This window comes from Streptomyces sp. NPDC088254 (assembly GCF_044740925.1).
GTDB lineage: Bacteria > Actinomycetota > Actinomycetes > Streptomycetales > Streptomycetaceae > Streptomyces.
In genome coordinates, this window is sequence record NZ_JBIURQ010000003.1 from 102660 (window position 1) to 124969 (window position 22310).

The 22310-nt window shown below is 72.4% G+C and carries 18 protein-coding genes, 1 other RNA gene, 2 pseudogenes and 1 riboswitch; of the genes and pseudogenes, 8 read left to right on the forward strand and 13 right to left on the reverse strand.

Going from position 1 to position 22310, the window contains the following annotated elements:
• Positions 1-57 precede the first annotated feature (57 nt).
• Both ACIOC0_RS11010 and metE read left to right on the forward strand, forming a co-directional pair.
• Positions 58-264: pseudogene (locus tag ACIOC0_RS11010) on the forward strand (3-hydroxyacyl-CoA dehydrogenase family protein); the annotation flags it as partial.
• 200 nt (positions 265-464) lie between these two features.
• Positions 465-690, forward strand: a riboswitch (cobalamin riboswitch).
• Between the two features lie 165 nt (positions 691-855).
• Positions 856-3174 (forward strand): 5-methyltetrahydropteroyltriglutamate--homocysteine S-methyltransferase, encoded by a 2319-nt coding sequence (gene metE / locus ACIOC0_RS11015; RefSeq protein WP_402154561.1) that lies wholly within the window; start codon positions 856-858, stop codon positions 3172-3174.
• 64 nt (positions 3175-3238) lie between these two features.
• Here the strand turns inward: metE and ACIOC0_RS11020 are convergent.
• The 4 genes and pseudogenes from ACIOC0_RS11020 to rnpB all read right to left on the reverse strand — a co-directional run.
• A pseudogene (locus ACIOC0_RS11020) lies at positions 3239-3385 on the reverse strand (ATP-binding cassette domain-containing protein); the annotation flags it as partial.
• A 23-nt stretch (positions 3386-3408) separates the two neighbouring features.
• A complete protein-coding gene (locus ACIOC0_RS11025) occupies positions 3409-3858 on the reverse strand; it encodes a type II toxin-antitoxin system VapC family toxin (protein ID WP_402154563.1) in 450 nt (149 codons plus the stop codon).
• Positions 3859-3867: 9 nt separating this feature from the next.
• Positions 3868-4065, reverse strand: coding sequence for a hypothetical protein (locus tag ACIOC0_RS11030; RefSeq protein ID WP_155057999.1), 198 nt, complete (start codon positions 4063-4065; stop codon positions 3868-3870).
• 836 nt (positions 4066-4901) lie between these two features.
• Positions 4902-5305: RNase P RNA component class A (gene rnpB / locus ACIOC0_RS11035), an RNA gene on the reverse strand.
• A 183-nt stretch (positions 5306-5488) separates the two neighbouring features.
• On the opposite strand from rnpB, the gene ACIOC0_RS11040 reads away from it, so the two are divergent.
• From ACIOC0_RS11040 to yaaA, 3 genes are read left to right on the forward strand one after another with little or no spacing between them, the layout of a single operon-like run.
• On the forward strand, positions 5489-6241 hold the full coding sequence (locus tag ACIOC0_RS11040) for a MerR family transcriptional regulator (RefSeq protein ID WP_402154565.1): 753 nt from the start codon (positions 5489-5491) through the stop codon (positions 6239-6241).
• Positions 6238-6894 carry a hypothetical protein gene (locus ACIOC0_RS11045; RefSeq protein ID WP_402154567.1) on the forward strand — a complete coding sequence of 219 codons (657 nt, stop codon included), beginning with the start codon at positions 6238-6240 and terminating at the stop codon, positions 6892-6894. Before ACIOC0_RS11040 ends, ACIOC0_RS11045 begins: the two co-directional genes overlap by 4 nt.
• 17 nt (positions 6895-6911) lie before the next feature.
• A complete protein-coding gene (yaaA, locus tag ACIOC0_RS11050; protein WP_402154569.1) occupies positions 6912-7688 on the forward strand; it encodes a peroxide stress protein YaaA in 777 nt (258 codons plus the stop codon).
• Positions 7689-7707: 19 nt separating this feature from the next.
• On the opposite strand, the gene ACIOC0_RS11055 is transcribed toward yaaA, so the two are convergent.
• Genes ACIOC0_RS11055 through ACIOC0_RS11065 form a run of 3 tightly spaced genes read right to left on the reverse strand, consistent with a single transcriptional unit; the run spans position 7708 to position 10963 of the window.
• Positions 7708-9366 (reverse strand): bifunctional RNase H/acid phosphatase, encoded by a 1659-nt coding sequence (locus tag ACIOC0_RS11055; protein WP_402154571.1) that lies wholly within the window; start codon positions 9364-9366, stop codon positions 7708-7710.
• A gap of 2 nt (positions 9367-9368) precedes the next feature.
• Positions 9369-10112, reverse strand: coding sequence for a zinc ribbon domain-containing protein (locus ACIOC0_RS11060; protein ID WP_402155074.1), 744 nt, complete (start codon positions 10110-10112; stop codon positions 9369-9371).
• A complete protein-coding gene (locus ACIOC0_RS11065) occupies positions 10109-10963 on the reverse strand; it encodes a Nif3-like dinuclear metal center hexameric protein (protein ID WP_351334619.1) in 855 nt (284 codons plus the stop codon). The genes ACIOC0_RS11060 and ACIOC0_RS11065 overlap by 4 nt, the downstream gene beginning before the upstream one ends.
• 299 nt (positions 10964-11262) lie before the next feature.
• Here ACIOC0_RS11065 and ACIOC0_RS11070 point away from each other — a divergent pair, with 299 nt between their 5' ends.
• Entirely contained in the window at positions 11263-12465 is a 1203-nt protein-coding gene (locus tag ACIOC0_RS11070; protein ID WP_402154573.1) for a hypothetical protein, read from the forward strand.
• A gap of 97 nt (positions 12466-12562) precedes the next feature.
• Complete coding sequence (locus ACIOC0_RS11075) at positions 12563-12742, forward strand: hypothetical protein (RefSeq protein WP_402154575.1); 180 nt, start codon at positions 12563-12565, stop codon at positions 12740-12742.
• An 87-nt stretch (positions 12743-12829) separates the two neighbouring features.
• Here the strand turns inward: ACIOC0_RS11075 and ACIOC0_RS11080 are convergent, their stop codons facing one another.
• From ACIOC0_RS11080 to ACIOC0_RS11095, 4 genes are all read right to left on the reverse strand, one after another.
• A complete protein-coding gene (locus tag ACIOC0_RS11080; protein WP_402154577.1) occupies positions 12830-13774 on the reverse strand; it encodes a 3-oxoacyl-ACP reductase in 945 nt (314 codons plus the stop codon).
• A 13-nt stretch (positions 13775-13787) separates the two neighbouring features.
• The gene (locus tag ACIOC0_RS11085; protein WP_402154579.1) at positions 13788-14870 is read right to left on the reverse strand and encodes a Zn-dependent alcohol dehydrogenase; all 1083 of its coding nucleotides are present in this window, start codon (positions 14868-14870) and stop codon (positions 13788-13790) included.
• 92 nt (positions 14871-14962) lie between these two features.
• On the reverse strand, positions 14963-15832 hold the full coding sequence (locus ACIOC0_RS11090) for a MaoC/PaaZ C-terminal domain-containing protein (protein WP_402154581.1): 870 nt from the start codon (positions 15830-15832) through the stop codon (positions 14963-14965).
• A 194-nt stretch (positions 15833-16026) separates the two neighbouring features.
• A complete protein-coding gene (locus ACIOC0_RS11095) occupies positions 16027-16959 on the reverse strand; it encodes a hypothetical protein (protein WP_402154583.1) in 933 nt (310 codons plus the stop codon).
• Positions 16960-17172: 213 nt separating this feature from the next.
• Between ACIOC0_RS11095 and ACIOC0_RS11100 the strand changes: the two genes are divergently transcribed.
• Positions 17173-19524, forward strand: a complete 2352-nt coding sequence (locus ACIOC0_RS11100; RefSeq protein WP_402154585.1) for an LPXTG cell wall anchor domain-containing protein — start codon at positions 17173-17175, stop codon at positions 19522-19524.
• Positions 19525-19603: 79 nt separating this feature from the next.
• On the opposite strand, the gene ACIOC0_RS11105 is transcribed toward ACIOC0_RS11100, so the two are convergent.
• Both ACIOC0_RS11105 and ACIOC0_RS11110 read right to left on the reverse strand, forming a co-directional pair.
• The gene (locus tag ACIOC0_RS11105; RefSeq protein ID WP_402154587.1) at positions 19604-20254 is read right to left on the reverse strand and encodes a class I SAM-dependent methyltransferase; all 651 of its coding nucleotides are present in this window, start codon (positions 20252-20254) and stop codon (positions 19604-19606) included.
• Positions 20255-20426: 172 nt separating this feature from the next.
• On the reverse strand, positions 20427-22169 hold the full coding sequence (locus ACIOC0_RS11110) for an MFS transporter (RefSeq protein WP_402154588.1): 1743 nt from the start codon (positions 22167-22169) through the stop codon (positions 20427-20429).
• Between the last annotated feature and the right edge of the window lie 141 nt (positions 22170-22310).

Below are 22310 nucleotides of genomic sequence, written 5' to 3' on the forward strand. Positions count from 1 at the left end.
TCACGGGGTAGGGAACAAAGGTGCTGGTGTTCTCGGGGCGCTGGGCTACCGCTTCCAGTGGAACTGGGCTGCGCCCACCCCATGGGCCCGCTCCGGCTCGCGGACCTGATCGGCCTGGACACCGTCGCCTCGATCGCCCAGTCCCTCTACGACGAGTTCCGCGAGCCGCTCTACGCCCCGCCGCCGCTGCTCCAGCGAATGGTGGAGGCCGGTCTCCTCGGCCGTAAGACCGGCCGGGGGTTCCGCATCTACGACCAGGACTGAGGGCCTGGTACGACGCGGGCTGAGGGGCCCGCGACCGCCGCCGCGGGGTGAGGGTGCCGCGCGGCGCGGGGCGGGGGAAGGGGTGGGAGACGCGTGCGCGACGTTTCCCGCCCTCGGCCCGTTTCACACCCGTCACCCGCGTGCACCAGCTCACCATTCGAATGATGGACACGGCCCTCCGGACGCGTAGCCAGCCCCTTACGCTGACTGGTGCAGCTGGTTCGCCCCGTCCGCCAGGCGGGATGCGTCGCAAGAGGGAACCCGGTGGGAATCCGGGACTGCCCCGCAGCGGTGAGCGGGAACGACCGCCGTCATACGCACTGGATCCGAGGTACAGGGTCTGGGAAGCGACGGCCAGTAGGTGTCCTCCGGACCAGGAGGGCGTGCCCGCAAGTCCGAAGACCTGCCACTGCCCGTGTGCGAACCACTCGTACGCGGACATCCCGGTGACCTCGTGGGCGGGTCGGCGTACATACCGAGCGCACGACCGCGCTGTGCAGCGCAAGGTCGCCTCCGCCCGGTTCCGTCACCCCTTCGCGCTCGCGTCCCGTCGCCGGGATCTCAGGGATTCGTCTCGCGAAGGAGATCTCCGTGACCACCAAGTCCGCAGCCGCGGCAGCCCGGGCCACCGTGTACGGCTACCCCCGCCAGGGACAGAGCCGGGAACTGAAGAAGGCGATCGAGGGCTACTGGAAGGGCCGCGTCACCGCCAACGCGCTCCAGGACACCGCCGCCGAGCTGCGCCGCAGCAACTGGCGGCAGCTCGCCGACGCCGGCATCCACGAGGTCCCGACCGGCGACTTCTCGTACTACGACCACGTCCTGGACACCAGCGTCATGGTGGGTGCGATCCCCACCCGCCACCGGGCCGCCGTCGACGCCGACGCCCTCGACGGCTACTTCGCCATGGCCCGCGGCACCCAGGACGTCGCACCGCTGGAGATGACCAAGTGGTTCGACACCAACTACCACTACCTGGTCCCCGAACTCGGCCCGGACACCGTCTTCATTGCCGACACGACCAAGCAGGTCGCCGAGCTGAAGGAAGCCCTCGCTCTGGGCCTCACGGCCAGGCCCGTCGTGGTCGGTCCGGTCACCTATCTCCTGCTGGCCAAGCCCGCCCCCGGCGTCCCCGCCGACTTCGAGCCGCTCACGCTCCTCGACCGCCTGCTCCCGGTCTACGCCGAAGTCCTCGCCGACCTGCGCGCGGCCGGTGCCGAGTGGGTGCAGCTGGACGAGCCCGCGCTCGTCCAGGACCGCACCCCGGCCGAGCTGAACGCCGCCACCCGCGCCTACCGCGATCTCGGCGCCCTCACCGACCGGCCCAAGCTGCTGGTCGCCTCCTACTTCGACCGGCTCGGCGACGCCCTGCCGGTGCTGGCGAAGGCTCCGGTGGAGGGGCTGGCCCTGGACTTCACCGAGGGCGCCTCCGCCAATCTCGGCGATCTCGCCTCCGTGGGCGGACTGCCGGGCAAGCGGCTGGTCGCAGGCGTGGTCAACGGCCGCAACATCTGGGTCAACGACCTCACCAAGTCCCTGTCCACCCTCGGCACCCTGCTCGGGCTGGCCGACCGGGTCGACGTGGCCGCCTCCTGCTCCCTGCTCCACGTCCCGATCGACGCCGCCGCGGAACGCGACATCGACCCGCAGATCCTTCGCTGGCTCGCCTTCGCCCGCCAGAAGACGAGCGAGATCGTCACCCTCGCCACGGGCCTCGCGCAGGGCACAGGCGCGATCGCCGGCGAACTCGCCGCCAACCGGGCCGATCTGGCCTCCCGCGCGACCTCGCCGATCACGCACGACCCCGCCGTACGGGCCCGGACCGCCGCAGTCACGGACGCCGACGCCCGCCGCTCCCAGCCCTACCCCGAACGAGCCACCGCGCAGCGCGCGCACCTCGGACTGCCGCTGCTGCCGACAACGACCATCGGCTCCTTCCCGCAGACCGGTGAACTGCGTGCCGCCCGCGCGGACTTGAGGGCGGGCCGGATCGACACGGCGGGCTACGAGGAGCGCATCAAGGCGGAGATCGGCGAGGTCATCTCCTTCCAGGAGAAGACCGGCCTGGACGTCCTGGTGCACGGCGAGCCCGAACGCAACGACATGGTTCAGTACTTCGCCGAGCAGCTCACCGGCTACCTCGCCACGCAGCACGGCTGGGTCCAGTCCTACGGCACCCGTTACGTCCGCCCGCCGATCCTGGCCGGCGACATCTCCCGCCCCGAGCCGATGACGGTCCGCTGGACGACGTACGCCCAGTCCCTCACCTCACGACCGGTCAAGGGCATGCTCACCGGCCCGGTCACGATGCTCGCCTGGTCCTTCGTCCGCGACGACCAGCCCCTCGGCGACACCGCCCGTCAGGTCGCCCTCGCGCTGCGCGACGAGGTCGACGACCTTGAAGCGGCCGGGACTTCGGTCATCCAGGTCGACGAACCCGCCCTGCGCGAGACGCTCCCCCTGCGGGCCACCGACCGCCCTGCCTACCTGGCCTGGGCGACCGAGGCGTTCCGGCTCACCACGAGCGGCGTACGGCCGGCCACACAGATCCACACCCACATGTGCTACGCCGAGTTCGGCGACATCGTCCAGGCCATCGACGACCTCGACGCCGACGTCATCAGCCTGGAAGCCGCCCGCTCCCACATGCAGGTCGCCCGCGAACTCGCCGCCCACGGCTACCCGCGCGAGGCGGGACCGGGCGTGTACGACATCCACTCGCCGCGTGTCCCGAGCACGGAGGAGGCCGCCGGGCTGCTGCGCACCGGGCTCAAGGCCATTCCCGCCGAGCGGCTGTGGGTCAACCCCGACTGCGGCCTGAAGACCCGCGGCTGGCCCGAGACCCGCGTCTCGCTGGAACACCTGGTCACCGCCGCCCGCACGGTCCGCGAGGAACTCTCCTCGTCCTGACCGCACGCCCCACCGGCCGGGGAAGGACGCACTCGGCGTCCTTCCCCGGCCCCGGCATCGGAGACACGCTGGAGGTGGCCTCGTCGAGGATGGGCAGAGGGGCGTCGGCGAGCAGGGCGCGGGCGATGGCGAGGCGTTGGCGCCGGCCTCCGGACAGGCGCAGGCCGCGCTCACCGGTGATGGTGTCGTAGCCGTCGGGCAGCTGGGACAAGGCTGTGCGGCCAAGGCATTGCGTCACAACAACACCCAACCGGCACGGCCCTCTTCACGTAAGTCGCGTTCAACGACGGTGGCGCAGGGGACATCAACTCGCCCGCCGCCTCTTGCGATTGGGGCGAGGTGGGCGGACGAGGGCGGCAGGTCGTAGGTGAGGGCACAGGCCGCGATCCACATGTCGTTGATCGGGCGTGGGCGTCCGCGCTGAATGCCCGCGGCTGACAGGCGGCCCCAGGTTGCAGCGACGGCTTCGTCGCCGGGCAGGATCGGGATGCCGGAGAGCCAGTCGGCGAGTTCCTGGCGGCTGCGGGTGCCCCAGTGGCGGATCTCGGTCCACTTGGTCAGTTCGCCGAAGGTCACGAAGGTGATCAGCGGCTTGCGGCCGATCAGCCTAGTGGAGAGCGGGCCGGTGAGCTTGCGCTTGTGGGACAGCGAGGCGACGTCGGTGTCGAGGATGACGGGTTGCACGGCGGCGGCTCAGGCGACGTCGCGGTGGCGCTCGGCGTACGTGAAGGCCAAGAACTCCTCCAGTTCCTCGTCCGACTCGAAGGTGTCGGCGGCGAGGTCGTCCAGGGACCGGATCGGCTGGGTGTTCTTCGCGGCCAGCAGCTCCTCGACCGAAACGCGGGGCCGAAGCGGTGGATAGCCGGAGTACTCCGCGTCGGGGGTGCTCATCGGGACCTCCACGGGACGGGATATGACTACCGAGGCCAGCATACGGGGGCTGACCCGCGCTGACACCGGGCTTCACCCCACGGAGCCGATCTCCGAACGTGCGTGCGCCGATCTTCGCAGGTACTGGCGGGATCTTGGGCCGGTGGCCTGCCTGGGGTGGGGTCAGGTACGGGCAGGGGGCCGTCCGTGACGGTTTCGGTGCGGGTGGTGCCGTCGGGCAGCTTGTCGCCGTCGAGACCCTGCAGGTAGGTGTAGTCGATGCGAGTGGCGTTGGTCTGCCCGTTGCCGCTGGTGACGGTCACCTTGCCGTAACCCTGCCACTGGCTCCAGGTCAGGTACTTCGGATCGGTGATGCCGTCGGGTTCGGCGTGACGCCAGCCGGCCGCTCCCTGGTAGGCGTAGTGGGTGACTAGATCGTCACCGCCGCCGGTGCGGTCGGTCTGGACGATGTCCTGGACGACGTACTTGTGGACCCGGTGCGGTCATCCTTCGGCCGGGTGTCATTCTCGGGCCGGGCGAGTACGTCGGCCGACTGCCGTGGTGGCTCAAACCGAGCTGCGCGCGGCGGTCGAATGCTCGCTCCGGGCGCCCCGGACAGGCCCATCCAGCCGATCGACGTACGCGACGTTGCCACCTTCGCACTCGACCGGAGCGCGGCCGAGCGGGGCGGCGCATACAACTGCGTCGCACCGCTAGGCCGCGAGACGATGGGCGACCTCCTCACGGCCTGCGTGCTCGCCACCGGCGGTGACGCGCAACTGCAAGCCCCCGAAAGACCGGAAAGGGCCTCCGACGCAGGTCAGAGGCCCTTTCCAAGGCAAAGCCGCAGGTGGCGGCAGACGAGTCGGGCTGTACGCCGGGTTCTGTCACCCGACTGCCTCGCGGCGGCCGGGGAGACGGCCATCCATCTAGGGCCGACGTTGCCGTCGGCCTCGTGCGGTCTACCCGCGGACTCGGGCGGGCAGCCCTCGAACGTCCGCGCAGAGCGCTTTTTACGGCGCTCCTTTTGACCTTGCTCCGGGTGGGGTTTACCTAGCTGCCCAGGTCACCCTGGGCACTGGTGGTCTCTTACACCACCGTTTCACCCTTACCCGGCGCCTGAGCGCCGGGCGGTCTGTTTTCTGTGGCACTGTCCCGCGGGTCACCCCGGGTGGCCGTTAGCCACCACCCTGCCCTGTGGAGCCCGGACGTTCCTCGGGAAGCCCTCTAGGGGACCTCACGCGGCCGTCCGCCCGGCTCGTCTGCCGTGTCGACCATGGTACCGGGCTCTCAGAGGAAGTCGGACGTGTCCAGGCCGAAGGCGAAGGGCTCGGGGAGGGCGAGCGGCTTGCCGAAGGGCAGCGTCGATCGTGGCACAGGATCGCCCCCGTGACCGGGAGAGCGGCCTTGACCCTGCCGCGACGTCAACGTCTGTACTGGTGGCATGCGGATCGGAGAACTCGCCGAGGCCGTCGGCGTCACCACGCGGACTGTCCGGCACTACCACCATCTGGGGCTGCTGCCCGAGCCCGACCGGCGTGCCAACGGGTACCGGGACTACACCCTCCGGCACGCCGTGACCCTCGCCCGGATCCGGCGGCTGACCGAGCTGGGGCTGGGGCTCGCCGAGGTGCGGGACGTACTCGCGGACGACGCGGGCAAGGACCTCGTTGAGGTGCTCACCGAGCTGGACGAGGACCTGGCCCGGCAGGAGTCGGCCCTGCGTCGACGGCGGGAGCGGCTGCGGGCCTTGCTCGAGGCGGAGGAGCTGCCCCCCGAGGGACCGGTCTCGCCCGAGCTGGCCGGGCTGTTCGCCGGGATACCCGCCTCCGATTCCCCCATGGCCGCCCGGGACCGAGAGGTGCTCGCGCTGATCGATACGGCCGCGGCTCCCGAGGAGCGGGAGCGGCTGATGGCGGCGGTGGGCGCGGTGCTGGCGTCGCCGGAGGCGGTGGCCCGTGCCCACGAGGCGTACGCGCTGCTCGACGCGCTCGCCGACGCCGATCCCGACGACCCCCGCGTGGAGGCTGCCGCCCGCCGGCTCGCCGAATGCACCCCGAGGGAGCTGCTCCCGCAGACCGCGGACGTCGACCAGGACCACGCCTTCCTGCGTGCCCTGTACGCCGACTTCGCCCCTGCCCAGGCGGAGGCGATCCGCCGGACACTGCGCCTGCTCGCGCGGGACGGCCGGCCTTGAGGGCGGCGGTGCCCGCGCTCGTGCGGCACGAGCTGCGGCTGCTGGTGAGTCTGTGGCTCTGGGCGGCCCGGAGGGTGCACGGGGTCGGGGACGGCCGGGCGTTCGGGTACGCGCGGGGACAGGGCGCGGTGACGGCGGCGCTCGCGTGCGTGTGCGGGGTCGAGACGGTCGCCATGTCGTTGCTGCTGCGCGCGTGGCCCACCGTGCACACGGTGGTGCTGGTCCTCGACCTGTACACGGTGTTCGTCGTCATCGGCCTGTACGCGGCCTGGCGGGTGCGCCCGCACGTCCTGCACGGCGACCGGCTGCGCGTACGTCAGTCCGTCCACGTCGATCTGACGGTCCCGCTGGAGCGGGTCGCTGCCGTACGGCACGAGTCGCGCACCACGCACGAGCCCGCCGGGGGCTCCTCGCGCGAGCTGAACCTGCCGGTGGGCTCGATGACCTCGGTCACGCTGGAGCTGACCGAGCCGGTTTCCCACGTCGGCTTCTTCGGGCGCCGGCGGGAGGTGAGCGTGGTGCGCCTGCACGCGGACGATCCGCGGGCGCTCGTGCGGGACGTCCGGGAGGGGATGAGGCGGCTGGGGGGGACCCCGTACGCTGGCTCGGAGGCTCGGCCGTGGAGGCTGGCTGGACCTGGCCGTGGAGCCTGAACGAAGGAGAAACGCTCGTGCTCGTCCTGCTGCCCCCGTCCGAAGGTAAGGCCGCCTCCGGTCGTGGCGCGCCGCTGAAGCCGGAGGCTCTGTCGCTGCAGGGGCTCGCCGACGCGCGTGAGGCCGTCCTGACCGAGCTGGTCGAGCTGTGCGCCGGGGACGAGGAGAAGGCGCGCGAGGTGCTCGGACTGAGCGAGGGACTGCGCGGCGAGGTCGCGAAGAACGTCGAGCTGCGTACGGCGGGTGCCCGTCCGGCCGGGGAGATCTACACGGGCGTTCTCTACGACGCCCTGGACCTGGCCTCGCTGGACTCGGCCGCGAAGCGGCGGGCGGCCAGGTCGCTGCTGGTGTTCTCGGGGCTGTGGGGGGCGGTGCGGGTGACGGATCGCATTCCCTCGTACCGCTGCTCGATGGGCGTGAAGCTGCCGGGGCTCGGGGCGCTGGGCGCGTACTGGCGTACGCCGATGGCGGCCGTGCTGCCGGAGGCGGCCGGGGACGGGCTCGTGCTGGACCTGCGGTCGGCGGCCTACGCGGCGGCGTGGAAGCCGAAGGGCGAGGTCGCGGCGCGGACGGCGAGCGTGCGGGTGCTGCACGCGCCGACCCGGAAGGTCGTCAGCCACTTCAACAAGGCGACCAAGGGGCGGATCGTCCGCAGCCTGCTGACGACGGGGTCGGCGCCCGAGAACCCGGCCGAGCTGGTGGTGGCGCTGCGTGACCTCGGCTACACGGTGGAGGAGAAGGCGCGGGCGGGGGCGGCGTGGACGTTGGACGTCCTGGTGGAGGAGGTCCACTGAGGCGGGCCCGCCGTCTTCCCTACGTGCGCAGGTGGGACGTGTCGTTGAGCAGTCGGACGCTGGCGTTGCCGTCGGCGTAGTACGCCACCGCCGAGAGGGAGGCCGCCGACAGTTCCATGCGGAACAGTGACTCGGGCGGGGCGCCCAGGGCTAGCCGTACGAACGTCTTGATCGGTGTCACGTGGGTCACCAGCAGGACCGTGCGGCCCGCGTAGGCCGCGACAAGCTTGTCGCGGGTGGCCGCGATCCGGGTGGCGGTGGCCGCGAAGCTCTCGCCGCCGCCGGTGGGTTCGGCCTCGGGGTCGGCGAGCCACCTGGTGAGGTCCTCGGGGTGGCGCTCGCGGACCTCGCCGAAGGTCAGCCCCTCCCACGCGCCGAAGTCGGTCTCGCGCAGGCCGTACTCGACGGTGACTTTCAGGCCGAGGCGGGCCGCGACCGCGTCGGCGGTCTCCCTGGTCCGGGCCAGCGGGGAGGCGACGATGTGCTGGATCGTCCCGCGCCGGGCGAGGGCCGCGGCGACCCGCTCGGCCTGCTCGCGGCCCACCGCGGAGAGCGAGGGATCGCTGCCGCCGCTCCCGGAGAACCGCTTCTGCGGGGTGAGCGGGGTCTCGCCGTGCCGCAGCAGAACGAGGGTGGCCGGAGCCCCGAGATCAGGAGCGGAACCCCAGCCGACGGAGGGCTGCGGGGTGGAGGAGGTGGGAGGGGCGGCGCCCGTGCCGGGCGTGGTCGGGGCGGCGGCGAGGACGGGGCTGGTCGTGGCGGCGGCGCCCGTTCCGGCCGGGGGCGAGACTCCGACGGAAGCATCGGTACCGGCCGGGGCGGACGCGGCGGAAACCCCGACGGAAGCATCAGTACCGGCCGGGGCCGCGGGACTGCCGGCGTCGGCCGCAGCCGAGCCGACGGAAGCATCAGTACCCACCGGGGCGGACACGGCGGGACCGCCGCTACCGGCCGGGGCCGCCGCAGCCGCGGGGCTGCCGGCGTCGGCCGCAGTGGAGGCACCGGCGGAGCCACTGGCAGAACCACCGGCGGAGCCAGTGCCGGAAGCACCGACACCTGCCCCGGCGGATCCGCCGATGTCGGCCCCATGGGAGGTGCCGTCAGCAGTGTCGAGGTCGGCGACCTCGGGCTCCGCCGGGGCGGCAGTCTCGGGCTCGGCCGACGCGGCAACGTCGGGGTTCGCCGGGGTCGCCACGGCTCGGGCCGCCCGGGCGTCGGCCCGAGCTGAGCCGGGGTGCGGAGGCCCGCCCTCCCACCGCTCCCCCCGCTTCCCCGCGTCCATCGCCTCGTTGGCCAGACGGTCCGCGTGTTTGTTGTGCTCGCGCGGGATCCACTCGTAGGTGACCTGGCCGGGCGGGAACACCCGGGCCGCCTCCGTCGCCAGCGGCTTCATGTCGGGGTGCTTGATCTTCCAGCGGCCCGACATCTGCTCGACGACGAGCTTGGAGTCCATCCGCACCCGGACCACCGCGTCCGGGTCGAGTTCGCGGGCGGCGCGCAGTCCGGCCAGCAGGCCCCGGTACTCGGCCACGTTGTTGGTGGCGACACCGATGTACTCGGCCCGTTCGACAAGGGTCTCCCCCGTCGCCGCGTCGACGACCACGCTGCCGTAGCCGGCGGGCCCCGGGTTGCCCCGCGAACCGCCGTCCGCCTCGACGACGAACTCCCGCGCGCCCACGGCTACAGGCCGGACTCGGAGGTCCGCACCAGGATGCGGCCGCAGTTCTCGCACCGTACGACGGTGTCGGAGGCGGCCTTGCGGATCTCGTTGACGTCCGTGATCGACAGCTCCTGGCGGCAGCCCTGGCAGGTGCGCTGGTACAGCTTGGCCGCGCCGATGCCGCCCTGCTGGCCGCGCAGCTTGTCGTAGAGCTTGAGCAGGTCGGCGGGGACCGAGCCGGCGATGACCTCGCGGTCCTTGGTGACGGTGGCGGCCTCGCCGTCGATCTCCTGGCAGGCGGCGTCGCGGCGACTGTTCGCGTCGTCGATCTTCGCCTGCACGGAGCCGACCCGCTCGGTCAGTTCGGCGACGCGCTCCTGCGCGGCCTCGCGGCGCTCCATGACCTCCAGGACGACATCCTCCAGGTCGCCCTGGCGCTTGGCGAGGGAGACGATCTCCTTCTGGAGGTTCTCCAGGTCCTTGGGGGAGGTGACGGCGCCGGAGTCCAGCCGCTGCTGGTCGCGGGCGGCGCGCTGGCGCACCTGGTCGACGTCCTGCTCGGCCTTGGTCTGCTCGCGGGCGGTGTCGCTCTCCTCGGTCTGCGCGGCCACCAGGAGGTCGCGCAGCTGCGTGAGGTCCTTGGTCAGCGACTCGATCTCGGCGTGCTCGGGCAGCGACTTGCGCCGGTGGGCGAGCTGCTGGAGGCGGACGTCGAGGGACTGGACGTCGAGGAGTCGGATCTGGTCGGCGGGCGCGGCGTTCAGTTGGGGGCTCCCAGGGATTCGGTGGCGGTGGACGCCGCGTGGGCGGTCCAGGGGTCGGTGACCGTGCGGGAGACGTGGACCCTGAGGCCCCATCCGTTGCGGTCGGAGATCTCGTCGAGCTGGGCGGCGGCCAGCTCGCACCAGGGCCATTCGGTGGCCCAGTGCGCCGCGTCGAGCAGCGCGAGAGGACTGTGGGCGCGGGCCTCGGACGTCGGGTGGTGGCGCAGGTCCGCGGTGAGGAAGGCGTCGACGCCGGCGGCGCGGACGTGGTCGAAGAGGCTGTCGCCGGAGCCTCCGCTGACGGCGACGGTGCGTACGACGGCGTCCGGGTCGCCGGCCACGCGGATGCCCTGCGCGGTGGCGGGCAGCCGTTCGGCGGCGCGGGCGGCGAGTTCGCGGACGGTGAGCGGGTGGTCGAGCTCGCAGATCCGGCCGAGGCCGCGCCGCCCGTCGGGGTCGGCGGGGTCGGGGACGAGGGGCCGTACGACGCGCAGGTCGAGCGCGCCGGCGAGGGCGTCGCTGACGCCGGGGTCGGCGGTGTCGGCGTTGGTGTGGGCGACGTGCAGGGCGATGTCGTTCTTGATGAGGGTGTGCACGACACGGCCCTTGAAGGTGGAGGCCGCGACGGTGGTGGTGCCGCGCAGGTAGAGCGGGTGGTGGGTGACCAACAGGTCTGCGCCCAGCCTCACGGCCTCGTCGACGACGTCCTGGACGGGGTCGACGGCGAAGAGGACCCGGCCGACCTCCTGCCCCGGCTCCCCCACGACGGTTCCGACCGCGTCCCAGGACTCGGCCCGCTCGGCGGGCCACAGGTTCTCGAGGGCGGCGATCACATCGGACAGACGAGGCAGCGGCACGGGAAAAGGCTACCTGGCCGTTCGGACGCCCGTACCGCACGGTTGCGCGGGGGCTGCTTCGACACGGGGGGCCGGCTCGGCGGGGTCCGGGGCGCAGCCCCGTGGGGGGCCTCTTGACCGACCGAGTCGGGTGGGTGCGTGGGTGGGCGAAAGACCGCGACCCCCGCACGCACACGCCGTTCAACCGCCGGAGGCGAATCGGTTCTGCGCCACTCTTACGAGCGAAGCCCCCGTCCGCCGATCCCCCACCCCCGCGTACGAAAACTAGCTTCGTCGCCGGAGGTGACCGAACAATGACGGTCTGTGCCATCGAACCCGCCGCCGAGACCGAGGACGACGACGACCCCCCGCCGCACGCGGACTGCGTGATCACGGCGGACGGCGCCTACGCGGCGCGCCTGACCCGTGCCCCAGGCGGCGACCCCGCGTGCTGGTTCCCGGAGCGCTGGACGCTGGACGGCCCCGAGCCGTACGCCGTGCCGCTGCCGGGCAACCAGCCGGAGGAGCCCGGCACGCGGGTGCAGCCGCTCGCCGACGGGCGGGTCCTCATCCACCGCCGGTTCCAGGGACGGCACGTCTTCTCCCTGCTGTATCCGACCGGCCCCGGCACGGGCGAGCTGCCGCTGGGCGCGGTGGAGTGCCCGGACGGCGGCGGCCTGCGCCTGCTGCCGCCGGCGCCCTGCGGCGGGCGCGCGTACGCCCTCGCCGTGGGCCGGCGCACGACGGCGCTGTGGCTGGTGGCGGGCGGGGCGTTCGGCCCGGAGCGGGTCGCCGAGATCGACGGCCGCTGCACGGGTGGCGTCTGGCTGGACCGCACCGGCCGCATGCTGGCGCTGGACCGGAGGGCCGACGGCCGTACGAAGGCGATCGTGGTGGACCTGGCGCGCGGCGGCGAGGTGTCGCCGCTGCTGCAGATCGCGCCCGACAGCGACGACCGCGTCCTGCTCGCGGCCCCCGACAGCGGGCTGTTGCTCGTCAGCTCGGACGCGGCCTCCCCCGGCGTGGCCCGCCTGGGCTGGGGGGTGCTGGGCAGCGCGCTGCCGGTGCGCTTCCCGGAGTCGCTGCGGCTGCCCGACTTCCGGGTGACGCCGTTCGCGATCCAGCCGGGCCAGGTCCTGAGCCCGGAGAGCTGCGCGGTCGCGCTGCACGTCGACGGGCCGTACGGCAGCTGGGTCGGGGTGTGGCGTCCCGAGGACCGTCGGCTGCACCGGCTCGCCGCGCCGGACGGATGGCTGGCGGGCGCCGGGCTGTGGACGGAGGACGGCGTGCTGCGCCTGCCGTACGCGACGGCGGCGGAACCCTGCGGGGTGGCGCTGCTGACCCCGCCGGCCCAGGAGGCCCCGCACCAGGCTCCGCCGGCGGCGGCCTTCACGCCGACGCTCTCCGCACTCTCCTCAGCTCCCGCGCCCTCGTCATGTTTCACCCCCACCGAGCCCGCCGTCCCCCGCCCGGTGCCGCTCCAACAGGCCCCGTTGGACCGCCTTGTAACGAACTAGCAGCGGTGGCGTGGTCGGCTGGATTCACCCCGCCGGGCTCCGGATACACTCGCCCGGCTGTAAGAAGGATCATGTTTTGACGGGGTGAACTCTTCCGATGAGCGACGCAAGCACCACGCAGCCGCGGCAGCCGCAGGATCAGCCGCTGTCCGCAGACGCCTCCTGGTCCGCCGGTCACGGCCGGCACCGGGGTCAGGTCTCGTCCCACGAGGGCGGGACCTCTCCGCGCGGCCGGCACCGCAAGCCGGCCGAGTCGAAGGCCGACACGGCTGCCTGAGGCACACCGAGGGGCCCCGACCGTCACCGAGACGGGCGGGGCCCCTGCGTATGTCCCCCGAGTCCACCGGCCGGGGCACGAGCCTGGCTACTCCTGCCCCCGGCGCAGCCCCAGCACCTCCGCCGCCGCGAAGGTCTCGCCGTCCGCCTGCTCCGCGTAGTGCGCGCCGAGCACCGCGTCCAGCTCCTCGTAGCTGAACGTCTCCTGTTTGCTGTCGAACTTCGCGCGTACTCGGGGCCGTTCGACGACGGCGACCATCCCGCCGTGCACGACGAGCAGCTGCCCGTTGATCCCGCCCGCAGCGGGCGAGGCCAAGTAGCCGACGAGCGGGGCGACATGCTCGGGGGCGAGCGGGTCGAGCCCTTCCTCGGGGCGGCGGAGGCCGGCGAAGACGTCCTCGGTCATCCGGGTGCGGGCGCGCGGGCAGATGACGTTGGCGGTGACGCCGTACTTGGCGAGGGCGAGGGCGGTGGACGTCGTCAGCCCGACGATCCCGCCTTTCGCCGCCGCGTAGTTGGGCTGTCCGGCGGAGCCCGCGAGGAACGCCTCCGACGAGGTGTTCACGATCCGCCCGTAGATGGGCCCGTCGGCCGCCTTGGACCGTGCGCGCCAGTGGGCGGCGGCGAAGCGGGTGGTGTTGAAGTGCCCTTTGAGATGGACCCGGATCACCGAGTCCCACTCCTCCTCCGTCATGGAGAAGACCATGCGGTCGCGCAGGATGCCCGCGTTGTTGACGACGACGTCCAGCTTGCCGTAGGCGTCGATCGCGGCCTCGACCAGTTCGCGGGCGACGCGAAAGTCGGAGACGTCCCCGGCGTGGGCGAGCGCCGTCCCGCCGGCTGCGCGGATCTGCGCCGCGACCTCCTCGGCGGGGCCGGCCGACGCCTCGCCGGAGCCGTCGCGGCCGGGCCTGCCGTAGTCGTTGACGACGACGGCCGCGCCCAGCCGGGCCAGTTCGAGCGCCTCGGCCCGGCCGAGGCCGCGTCCGGCGCCGGTGACGATCGCCGAGAGCCCTTCGAGCGGAAGAGACATGACCCGCCCGCTCTCAGATCTCGATGCAGGTGCGCAGGGCGGCCCCGGTGCGCATCTGGTCGAGCGCCTCGTTGATCTCCGCGAGGGGTACGCGGTGCGTGATCAGCCCTTCGAGGTCGATCCGGCCGGCCCGCCACAGGGCGACGGTCCGCTCGTAGGCGCGCAGCACGTCGCCGCCGCCGTACATCGAGGGCAGGATGCGCTTCTCGTCGAAGAACAGCTCGAACATGTTGAGTTGGAGAAAGTCGTCCATGGCGCCGGCGCCGACCACGACGAGGGTGCCGCCGCGCCGGGTGGTCTCGTAGGCGGTGCGGGCGGTGGCGGAGCGGCCGACGACCTCGAAGACGTAGTCGAAACCCTCGCCGCCGGTGATCTGTTGCTTGGCGTCGCCGAGTTGCTCGGGCGAAACGGCGCGGGTGGCACCGAACTTGAGCGCCGCCTCGCGGCGGGCGGCGACCGGGTCGACGGCGACGATCTCGGCGGCGCCCTTGAGCCGGGCGCCCTGGATCGCGGACACCCCCACGCCTCCGCAGCCGATGACGGCGACGGACGAACCGGCTTCCACGTCGGCGGTGTTGAGCGCCGCGCCGAGTCCGGTGGTCACCCCGCACCCGATGAGCGCGGCGATGTCGAAGGGCACGTCGCCGGGGATGGGGACGGCGCAGCCGGCGTCGACCACGACCTCCTCGGCGAAGGTGCCGGTGCCCGCGAAGCCGAAGACGTCCGAACCGCCGTCGGCGCGGCGGAAGTTGGGTGTGCCCGCGTTCATGAACCCGGCCAGGCACAGTTCGGTCTGGCCCCGCTTGCAAGCGGGACAGGCGCCACAGGCCGGCAGCCAGCACACCACCACCCGGTCGCCGGGCTTCACCCGGGTGACGCCCTCGCCGACCTCCAGGATCTCGCCCGCGCCCTCGTGGCCGGGCACGAACGGCGCGGGCTGCGGCAGCACCCCGCTCATCGCGGACAGGTCGGAGTGACACAGCCCGGTGGCGCGCACCCGGATCCTCACCCTGCCGGGGCCGAAGCCCACCGCCTCGACGTCGTCGAGGACCTCCAGCTTGTCCTGGCCGATCTCGTGCAGTACCGCTGCGCGCATGGCGCGGCTCCCCTCGACGGCTTCGTTGTGGACGGGTGACATACGGGGTCCGGGGCAGGGCCGGCGGCCGCGGAGGCCTTCCCCCGACGGGTTCAGAGGTGTTCTACGACGGTGTCGGCGAGGACGGGCGCGTCGTCCCGTTCGACGGCGCTCACGGCGACCCGTACGGCGCCGCCCGGTGAGGCGGCGACCCGCCACATCCGCACCCTCAGGGTCTCCCCGGGGTGGACGACCCCGGCGAAGCGCGTGGTGTACGTCCGGACCCGGGTCACGTCCCCGTCGAGCAGGGTGTCGACGACCGCCTTGAGGGTGATCCCGTAGGTGCACAGCCCGTGCAGGATGGGCCGCTCGAAGCCGGCGAGTTTCGCGAACTCGGGGTCGGCGTGCAGGGGGTTCCAGTCCCCGGAGAGGCGGTACAGCAGGGCCTGGTCCTCGCGCACCCGCCGCTCCACGGTCCTGTCGGGCGGGCCGGCGGGCGGGTCCAGCCGGGCGGAGGGTCCGCGGTCGCCGCCCCATCCGCCCTCGCCGCGGACGAAGATCTGAGCGTCGTTGGTCCACAACGGGCCGTCTCCGTCGGCGACTTCGGTGCGCATGACGAGGACGGCGGCCTTGCCCTTGTCGTACACGGCGGCGATCCGGCCGGTGGCGGTCGCGGTCCCCTCGGCGGGCAGCGGCCGGTGCAGGGTGAGGGTCTGGCCGCCGTGCAGGACGCGGGCGAGGTCGACGTCGATGCCGGGCAGGGAGAGTGAGCTGATCACGCCGGGCGCGCCGGAGCCGGCGACGGTGGCGAAGCTCGGCAGGACGTGCAGCCTGGACTCCAGGGTGTAGCGCAGCTCGTCGGGGTCGGTGGCGGGGACGCCCGCGCCGATGCCGAGGTGGTAGAGCAGGACGTCCTTGCGGTCCCAGGAGATCTCGCCGGACCGGGGTTCGGCGGCGAGGGCCTTGGCTGCGTCGATGGGCATGGGGCTCCTGACCGGGCGGCGTAAGACCCCGATACGGCCGTCCGCACCGTCGGCCGCACCGAGGTCGTCATGGGGCCGCGGAACCCGCCCGTTCTGGAACGCGTTCCAGTGCGGCGTCCTCTGTATAGCCGAGGCCCCTGCACTTGTGAAGACTCCTGACGGTGCGTCAGATGGTATGGGTTCTTCCGCCTGTTCTAGATCTCGGCGACGAGAGCCGCCAGGCGCTGAGCGGTGCCGTAGCGGACGAGGCCGCGCAGCATGTCGAGGGGGTCGCAGGGGTGGGCCTGGCGCCTGTGGGGCTGGTGGGTGAAGGGGATGCCGGACCATGGGTTGTCCGCGTGGTGGTGGCTGCCGCGCGGGGCGTCGGGCTCGATCGCCCAGTGCACCCAAGTGCTGTCGTGGTGCAGGCAGATGACCTGTCCCAGGTACCAGACGGCGCCCTGGAGGAACGGCCCCTCCCGGTCCGCGTCGAAGTCGGCGAGGGTGCGGTACCGGCCGCGCACCTGTCGTTCCAGGGCGTCCAGGCCGGCCGGGGAGAAGTCCCACTTCCTCGTCTCCCCGGCCCCGGTCAGCTGCCGCACCCAGTCGGGGTGGGCGGCCTGCCGGTCGGCGAGCCAACGCCGGAGCCAGTCGTCCACGGGCTGGGGGCCGATCGGGTCCAGGGGGGAGCGCTCCTTGACCGGCTCCCAGCCGGGGGCGGTGCGGCGCAGGCCGGACACGGCGTCGGCGAGTCGTTCCCGCTCGCGGGTGAACACCTCGCCGGAGCGTTCGGCGAGAGCGGCGTCGATGAGGACGCCGACGGAGAGCGGGGGCAGGCCGAGCGCGGGGTCGGGGCGTACGAACGGTTCGCCGTCCTCGCCTCCCGTGTCGGGGTCGACGTCCCACCGGCCGCCGCAGACGTCCATCAGCACTTCCCCCAGGTAGGCCGTCGCGGCCCGGCGGAAGCCGTCGTCGGGGTCCTCGTCGAGCAGTTCGTGTTCGAGCTCGGTCAGCGAGGCGGGCGTGTAGTCGAAGGGGAAGTCGCCCGGAAGATGGACCTGTTGGAGCCGTGCGGCCAGCACCTGCAGATCGTCCAGCCACCGTTCGAGGAGCTGCTCGTGAGCGGGCGGGTGCGCGTCGGCGGTCATGGCCGGCAAGCCTAGGGCCTGCGGCGGGGCCGAGTGGGCCTCACTGATGCGTGTTCGTTGCACGGCTTGCCTGTGCAACTGCTGTGTTCGACGGGTCGTCAGCCGCTAGGGTGCCGGGCAGGCGGTGGCATCAACGGGGGCCGTGCACCGCCCGGTTGCCTACCCTCGCCCTGCGCACAGGGATTCAGATCCGCCCCCACGAGGGACAGACACATGCATTCTGCGATACGCGTACGCGGCTGGTTCAGGATGCGGGCGGCGATCGTCGCGATCGGTGCGACCGTGCTGGTCGCCGGTCCGCTGCCCGGCGTCCGCGACAGCGCCGACGCCGCACCGCCGAAGCCGATGCTGGGCCGGTGCATGGACAAGTACGGCACGGGCGCGACGCCGCCGCCGACATACAAGCTGCCCGGCTACAGACCGGCCGGTGCGAACCAGTGGAAGACGCCGAACGCCGAGGACCGCTTCTACGGCTACGACCACCTCGCCAAGGGCTTCGAGGCGCTCACCGACCCGGGTCTGATCGACCTGCCGGCCGGGAACGACCCGAAGAAGTACGCCTGGGGGACGCCCGAGAACGCCGTCACGACCTGGCGGCAGAACCAGGCCGGCGCCAAGCCCTACGAGGGCACCTTCAACGAGTGGCTGAAGAACGTCTACTCCCGCAACGAAGGCAACAACAAGCGCGGCAACGCCTTCGAGTCCGAGGTGGTGAAGTACTTCGACCTCGGCGGCGTGGACTGGATCTGCCAGAAGAACCTCCGCGACCTCAACCCGAACCTGTACAAGGACCTCGAGCGGACCCTCGGCAAGGACGTGATGAAGGACGGCCGCGTCTTCGACGCGGTCAACCAGCGCACCCGGACCGTCTACGAGATCAAGTCCGGGATCGGCTACGACGCCCGGCAGTTGAAGATCGACGCCGAGCTCGTCCGCCGGGGCTGGAGGGTCGTCTACATCAACGGGCAGGAGCCCGACGCGAAGACGATCGAGAAGTACCGGGCCGCCGGCGTGCAGCACTACCGGCACGCCGCCACACCGAACCCGCGGTTCACCGTCGGCAAGTACACCCCCAACAGCAACCAGCTGATGACGCCGGACCCGAACCGGCCCTCCTTCGGCTCCGGCGGCGACATGGCCCGCCGGTCCGCACCCACTCCCGAGGACGCCCGCCGTCAGATCGAACGGGCCCGGGGCCTGATCCAGCAGCCCGGCAACAGTCTGCGTGGGCCCGGCGGCGTCGACTTCTCCACCCTCGACATCTCCTACATCGGGCAGACGAAGACCGGGAACCTCTCCTACTCCTTCAGCGCGAAGAACACCGACGAGGAGACCGCACCCGGCTACGGAGGCGAGGAGAAGGCGCAGCTCATCTCGGACGCCTTCTTCACCTGGCTCGCTCTCACGCCCGACCACTTCTGGGTCAACCTCAACCCGGACGACCCGAACACGATCATGAAGGCGCCGTTCGACAAGACCGACGCCGGCCGGATCCTGCTCGAGGCCGACATGGAGATGAAGCGGGACTTCGGTCGCGCCGAGGACCCGAAGACCGATGCCGGGAAACGGTTCTGGGACCAGATCACGAAGGTCGACGGCAAGCCCTGCATGGGCTCCACCCGCAACTGGATCGTCCCGAAGAAGGCCGAGGTCCGCATCGAGGACGACGGCGCCTACATCCTCAGCGCCCCGCTCGAGGTGAAGAGCGTCGCACAGGAGTACAACACCCCCGGCCCCGGTGGCGGGATGCCCTGCACCCTGACCAAGGAGCAGACCGCCCACAACATGGACGTCTACGGGCGGACGATCCTTCCGGTGGTCCAGAAGCAGGTCAACGAGGACGCCAAGTACGCCGACCTACGGCGCGTCTACAAGGCCCGGATCGCCGCCGAGTACGTCCGCCAGACCGTCGCCCGGGACAAGAAGGCGTTCGGCGGCTCCTTCGCCGGCATCATCGACCGCAACCAGGTGAAGCGCTGGCCGCTGCGCGGCAAGAACGCCGCCTGGGACAAGATGACCGTCTGGAAGGAGATGAAGCGGTCCTTCACCGAGGGCGACTTCAAGTACGAGATCCCCGTCGGGGGCGAGATCTGGGTCTACACGGTCGGCGGCGTCGACCTGACCCAGCAGCCCCAGGAGAAGGTCAGCAAGGCCCGCTTCCAGGCCGAGAAGCCCAACCTGCCCTCCGTCACCAAGGGTTCGCGTCATGAGGCCCTCGACTATCAGGCGACCGGCGTCACGGTGATGGGCGGCGACAACAGCGGTCAGGCCGGCGGCGGCAAGCCCGGCCCCGGCCCGTCGCCCAGCCCGACCGGCAAGCCCACGGCCAAGCCGACCGACCAGCCCACCGGATCGCCGGCCCCCTCCCACACCCCGGCTCCGGCCCCGTCCGGCAACGGCGGCCACACCCCCCTGCCCACCGGAGGAACCGGCGGAGGCGACACGGACGGCAGCCTGGCCGACACCGGCACCCAGGTCCTGACGATCGCCGGGGTCGCCGCGGCTCTCCTGGCCGCCGGCGCGGCACTCGTCTGGATCAAGCGCAGGCGTGGCGCCGGCGAGTAGGACGACACCGCGCAGATGAGCGCGAAACGGCCCCCACACCCTCGTACCACCGGGATGTGGGGGCCGTTCCCGTGTTCGTTCAGATCCCCGCGCCCGTGCGCCGCAGCACGCGCAGCGAGCCCGTGCCGGAGATCTCCGTGAAGGCCCCTGACTCCAGGGCGCGCAGATAGACGCGGTAGGGGGCCTGGCCGGTGAACTCGTCCTCCGGGTGCGGGAAGACGTCGTGGATCACGAGGAGGCCGCCCTCGGCGACGTGCGGGGCCCAGCCGTCGTAGTCGGCGTTCGCGTGCTCGTCGGTGTGGCCGCCGTCGACGAAGACGAGGCCCAGGGGCGAGTTCCAGAACGCGGCGATCTGCGGTGAGCGTCCGACCAGCGCCACCACGTGCTCCTCCAGGCCGGCCCGGTGCAGGGTGCGGCGGAAGGCGGGCAGGGTGTCCATCAGGCCCAGTTCGGGGTCGACGGTGCCTGGGTCGTGGTACTCCCAGCCGGGCTGCTGCTCCTCGCTGCCGCGGTGGTGGTCGACGGTGAGCGCGGGGACGCCGGCCCGGCGGGCGGCGTCGGCGAGGAGGATCGTGGAGCGCCCGCAGTAGGTGCCGACTTCGAGCAGCGGCAGTCCGAGCGCGCCCGCGTCCACGGCCGCCGCGTACAGCGCCAGCCCCTCGTCCACGGGCATGAAGCCCTTCGCGGCCTCGAACGCGGCCAGGATCTCGGGCTCGGGCGCCGCGGTCATGGGGCTCCTCTTCGGTCGTGCGTACGTGTGCCGCCCCATGCTGCCGCACCCCCGGCCGGCGTTCGGACCGGGGGTGCCGTGGGAAGCGCGCCGCAGGGGCGCGGGAAACCGCGCGACCAGCCACAACGAGCCCGCACCCGCCGAGCGCCCGGGCGAGGCAGCTCGTTCGGCGCTAAGCAGTCACCGTCTCGCCGGGCAGCGACAGATCCAGGCCCACGGCCCGCTCGTCGCCCCCGTGCGTCACCGCGGAGGCGAGGGGCCCGTGGCCGGAGGCCTTCGCGGCGAGGACGTACGCGCCCTGGGCCGGGACGGCGAGGACGTAGCCGCCGTCGTCGCCGGACAGGGCCGAGCCGGCGCGGCGGCCGCGCGGGTCGATGAGCGTGACCCGGGCGCCGGAGACCGGTGCGCCGCCGGCGTCCAGGACCCGGCCGTGGAAGCCCCGCAGGGCCTCCTCGGCGCGCACCAGGTTGGTGTCCTCCTCGCTGCTGGCGCGCAGTCGCGGCTCGGCGGCGGCCGGGGTGCGGCCGGGCAGGAAGAGGGCGAGGAGCAGACCGACGGCGACGGCCGCGGTGGCGATCAGGAAGGAGACGCGGAAGCCGTGCAGGGTGGGGATCGCGACGCCGTTCACGGTGTTCGCGGTGTCGGCGAGCACCATGCCGACGACGGCGCTGGACACGGAGGTGCCGATGGACCGCATGAGCGTGTTGAGGCCGTTGGCCGCGCCGGTCTCGGAGGCGGGGACCGCGCCGACGATCAGCGCGGGCAACGAGGAGTAGGCGAGGCCGATGCCGGCGCCGAGGACGACCGCGATGACGAGGCTCTGCCAGGCGGCGCTCATCAGGCCGAGGCCGGCGCCGTAGCCGATCGCGATGATCAGCATGCCGATGATCAGCGTGACCTTGGGCCCGTACTTGGCGGACAGACGGGCGTAGACGGGCGCGGTGAACATCATCGTCAGGCCGAGCGGGGCGACCAGCAGGCCGGCGACGACCATCGACTGGCCGAGGCCGTAACCGGTGCTCTTCGGCAGCTGGAGCAGCTGCGGCAGGACGAGGGAGACGACGTAGAAGCTGACGCCGACCATGATCGAGGCGAGGTTGGTGAAGAGCACGGCGGGCCGGGCGGTGGTGCGCAGGTCCACCAGCGGGGCGGCGAGGCGCAGTTCCATCACGCCCCACAGGACGAGGACGACGGCGGCGGCGGCGAACAGGCCGAGCGTGGTGCCGGAGGTCCAGCCCCAGTCGCTGCCCTTGGTGATCGGCAGCAGGAACAGCACGAGACCGGCGGAGAGGCCGAGCGCGCCGGGCAGGTCGAAGGAGCCGGCGGCGCGGGCCGGGGACTCGGGGACGACGATCAGGGTGAGGGCGATGGCGAGGGCGCCGAGGCCCGCCGCGCCGTAGAACAGGGTGTGCCAGTCGGCGTGCTGGGCGACCAGGGCGGCGGCGGGCAGCGCGAGGCCGCCGCCGACGCCGATGGAGGAGCTCATCAGGGCCATGGCGGAGCCGAGCCGCTCGCGGGGCAGCATGTCGCGCATCAGGCCGATACCGAGCGGGATCGCACCCATCGCGAAGCCCTGGAGGGTGCGGCCGGCGATCATCGTCATCAGCTCGCTGGTGACCGCGCTGACCAGCGCGCCCGCGACCATCACGGCGAGGCTGGCGACGAGCATGCGCCGCTTGCCGTACAGGTCGCCGAGGCGGCCCATGATCGGCGTGGCGACGGCGCCGGACAGGAGCGTGGAGGTGAGCACCCAGGTGGCGTCGCTGGGTTCGGTGTCGAGCAGTTGCGGCAGGTCCTTGATGACCGGGACGAGCAGGGTCTGCATCACCGCGACCACGATGCCCGCGAAGGCGAGGACCGGCACGAGGGCGCCGCTCGCCGCGCGGCGGGGTGGGTCGGTCGGTGTGTGCGTCATGAAGCGGGGCCTCCGGCCTGAGGTGGGCTACGGGATGCGCGGATGAGGATCGCGGGATACGTGCAGCCTGAACCCCGTATGCGTGAGCAACTATTCCGATGCTTCGCCACACTAACGAATCTTTGACCTTCTCTTGACCCT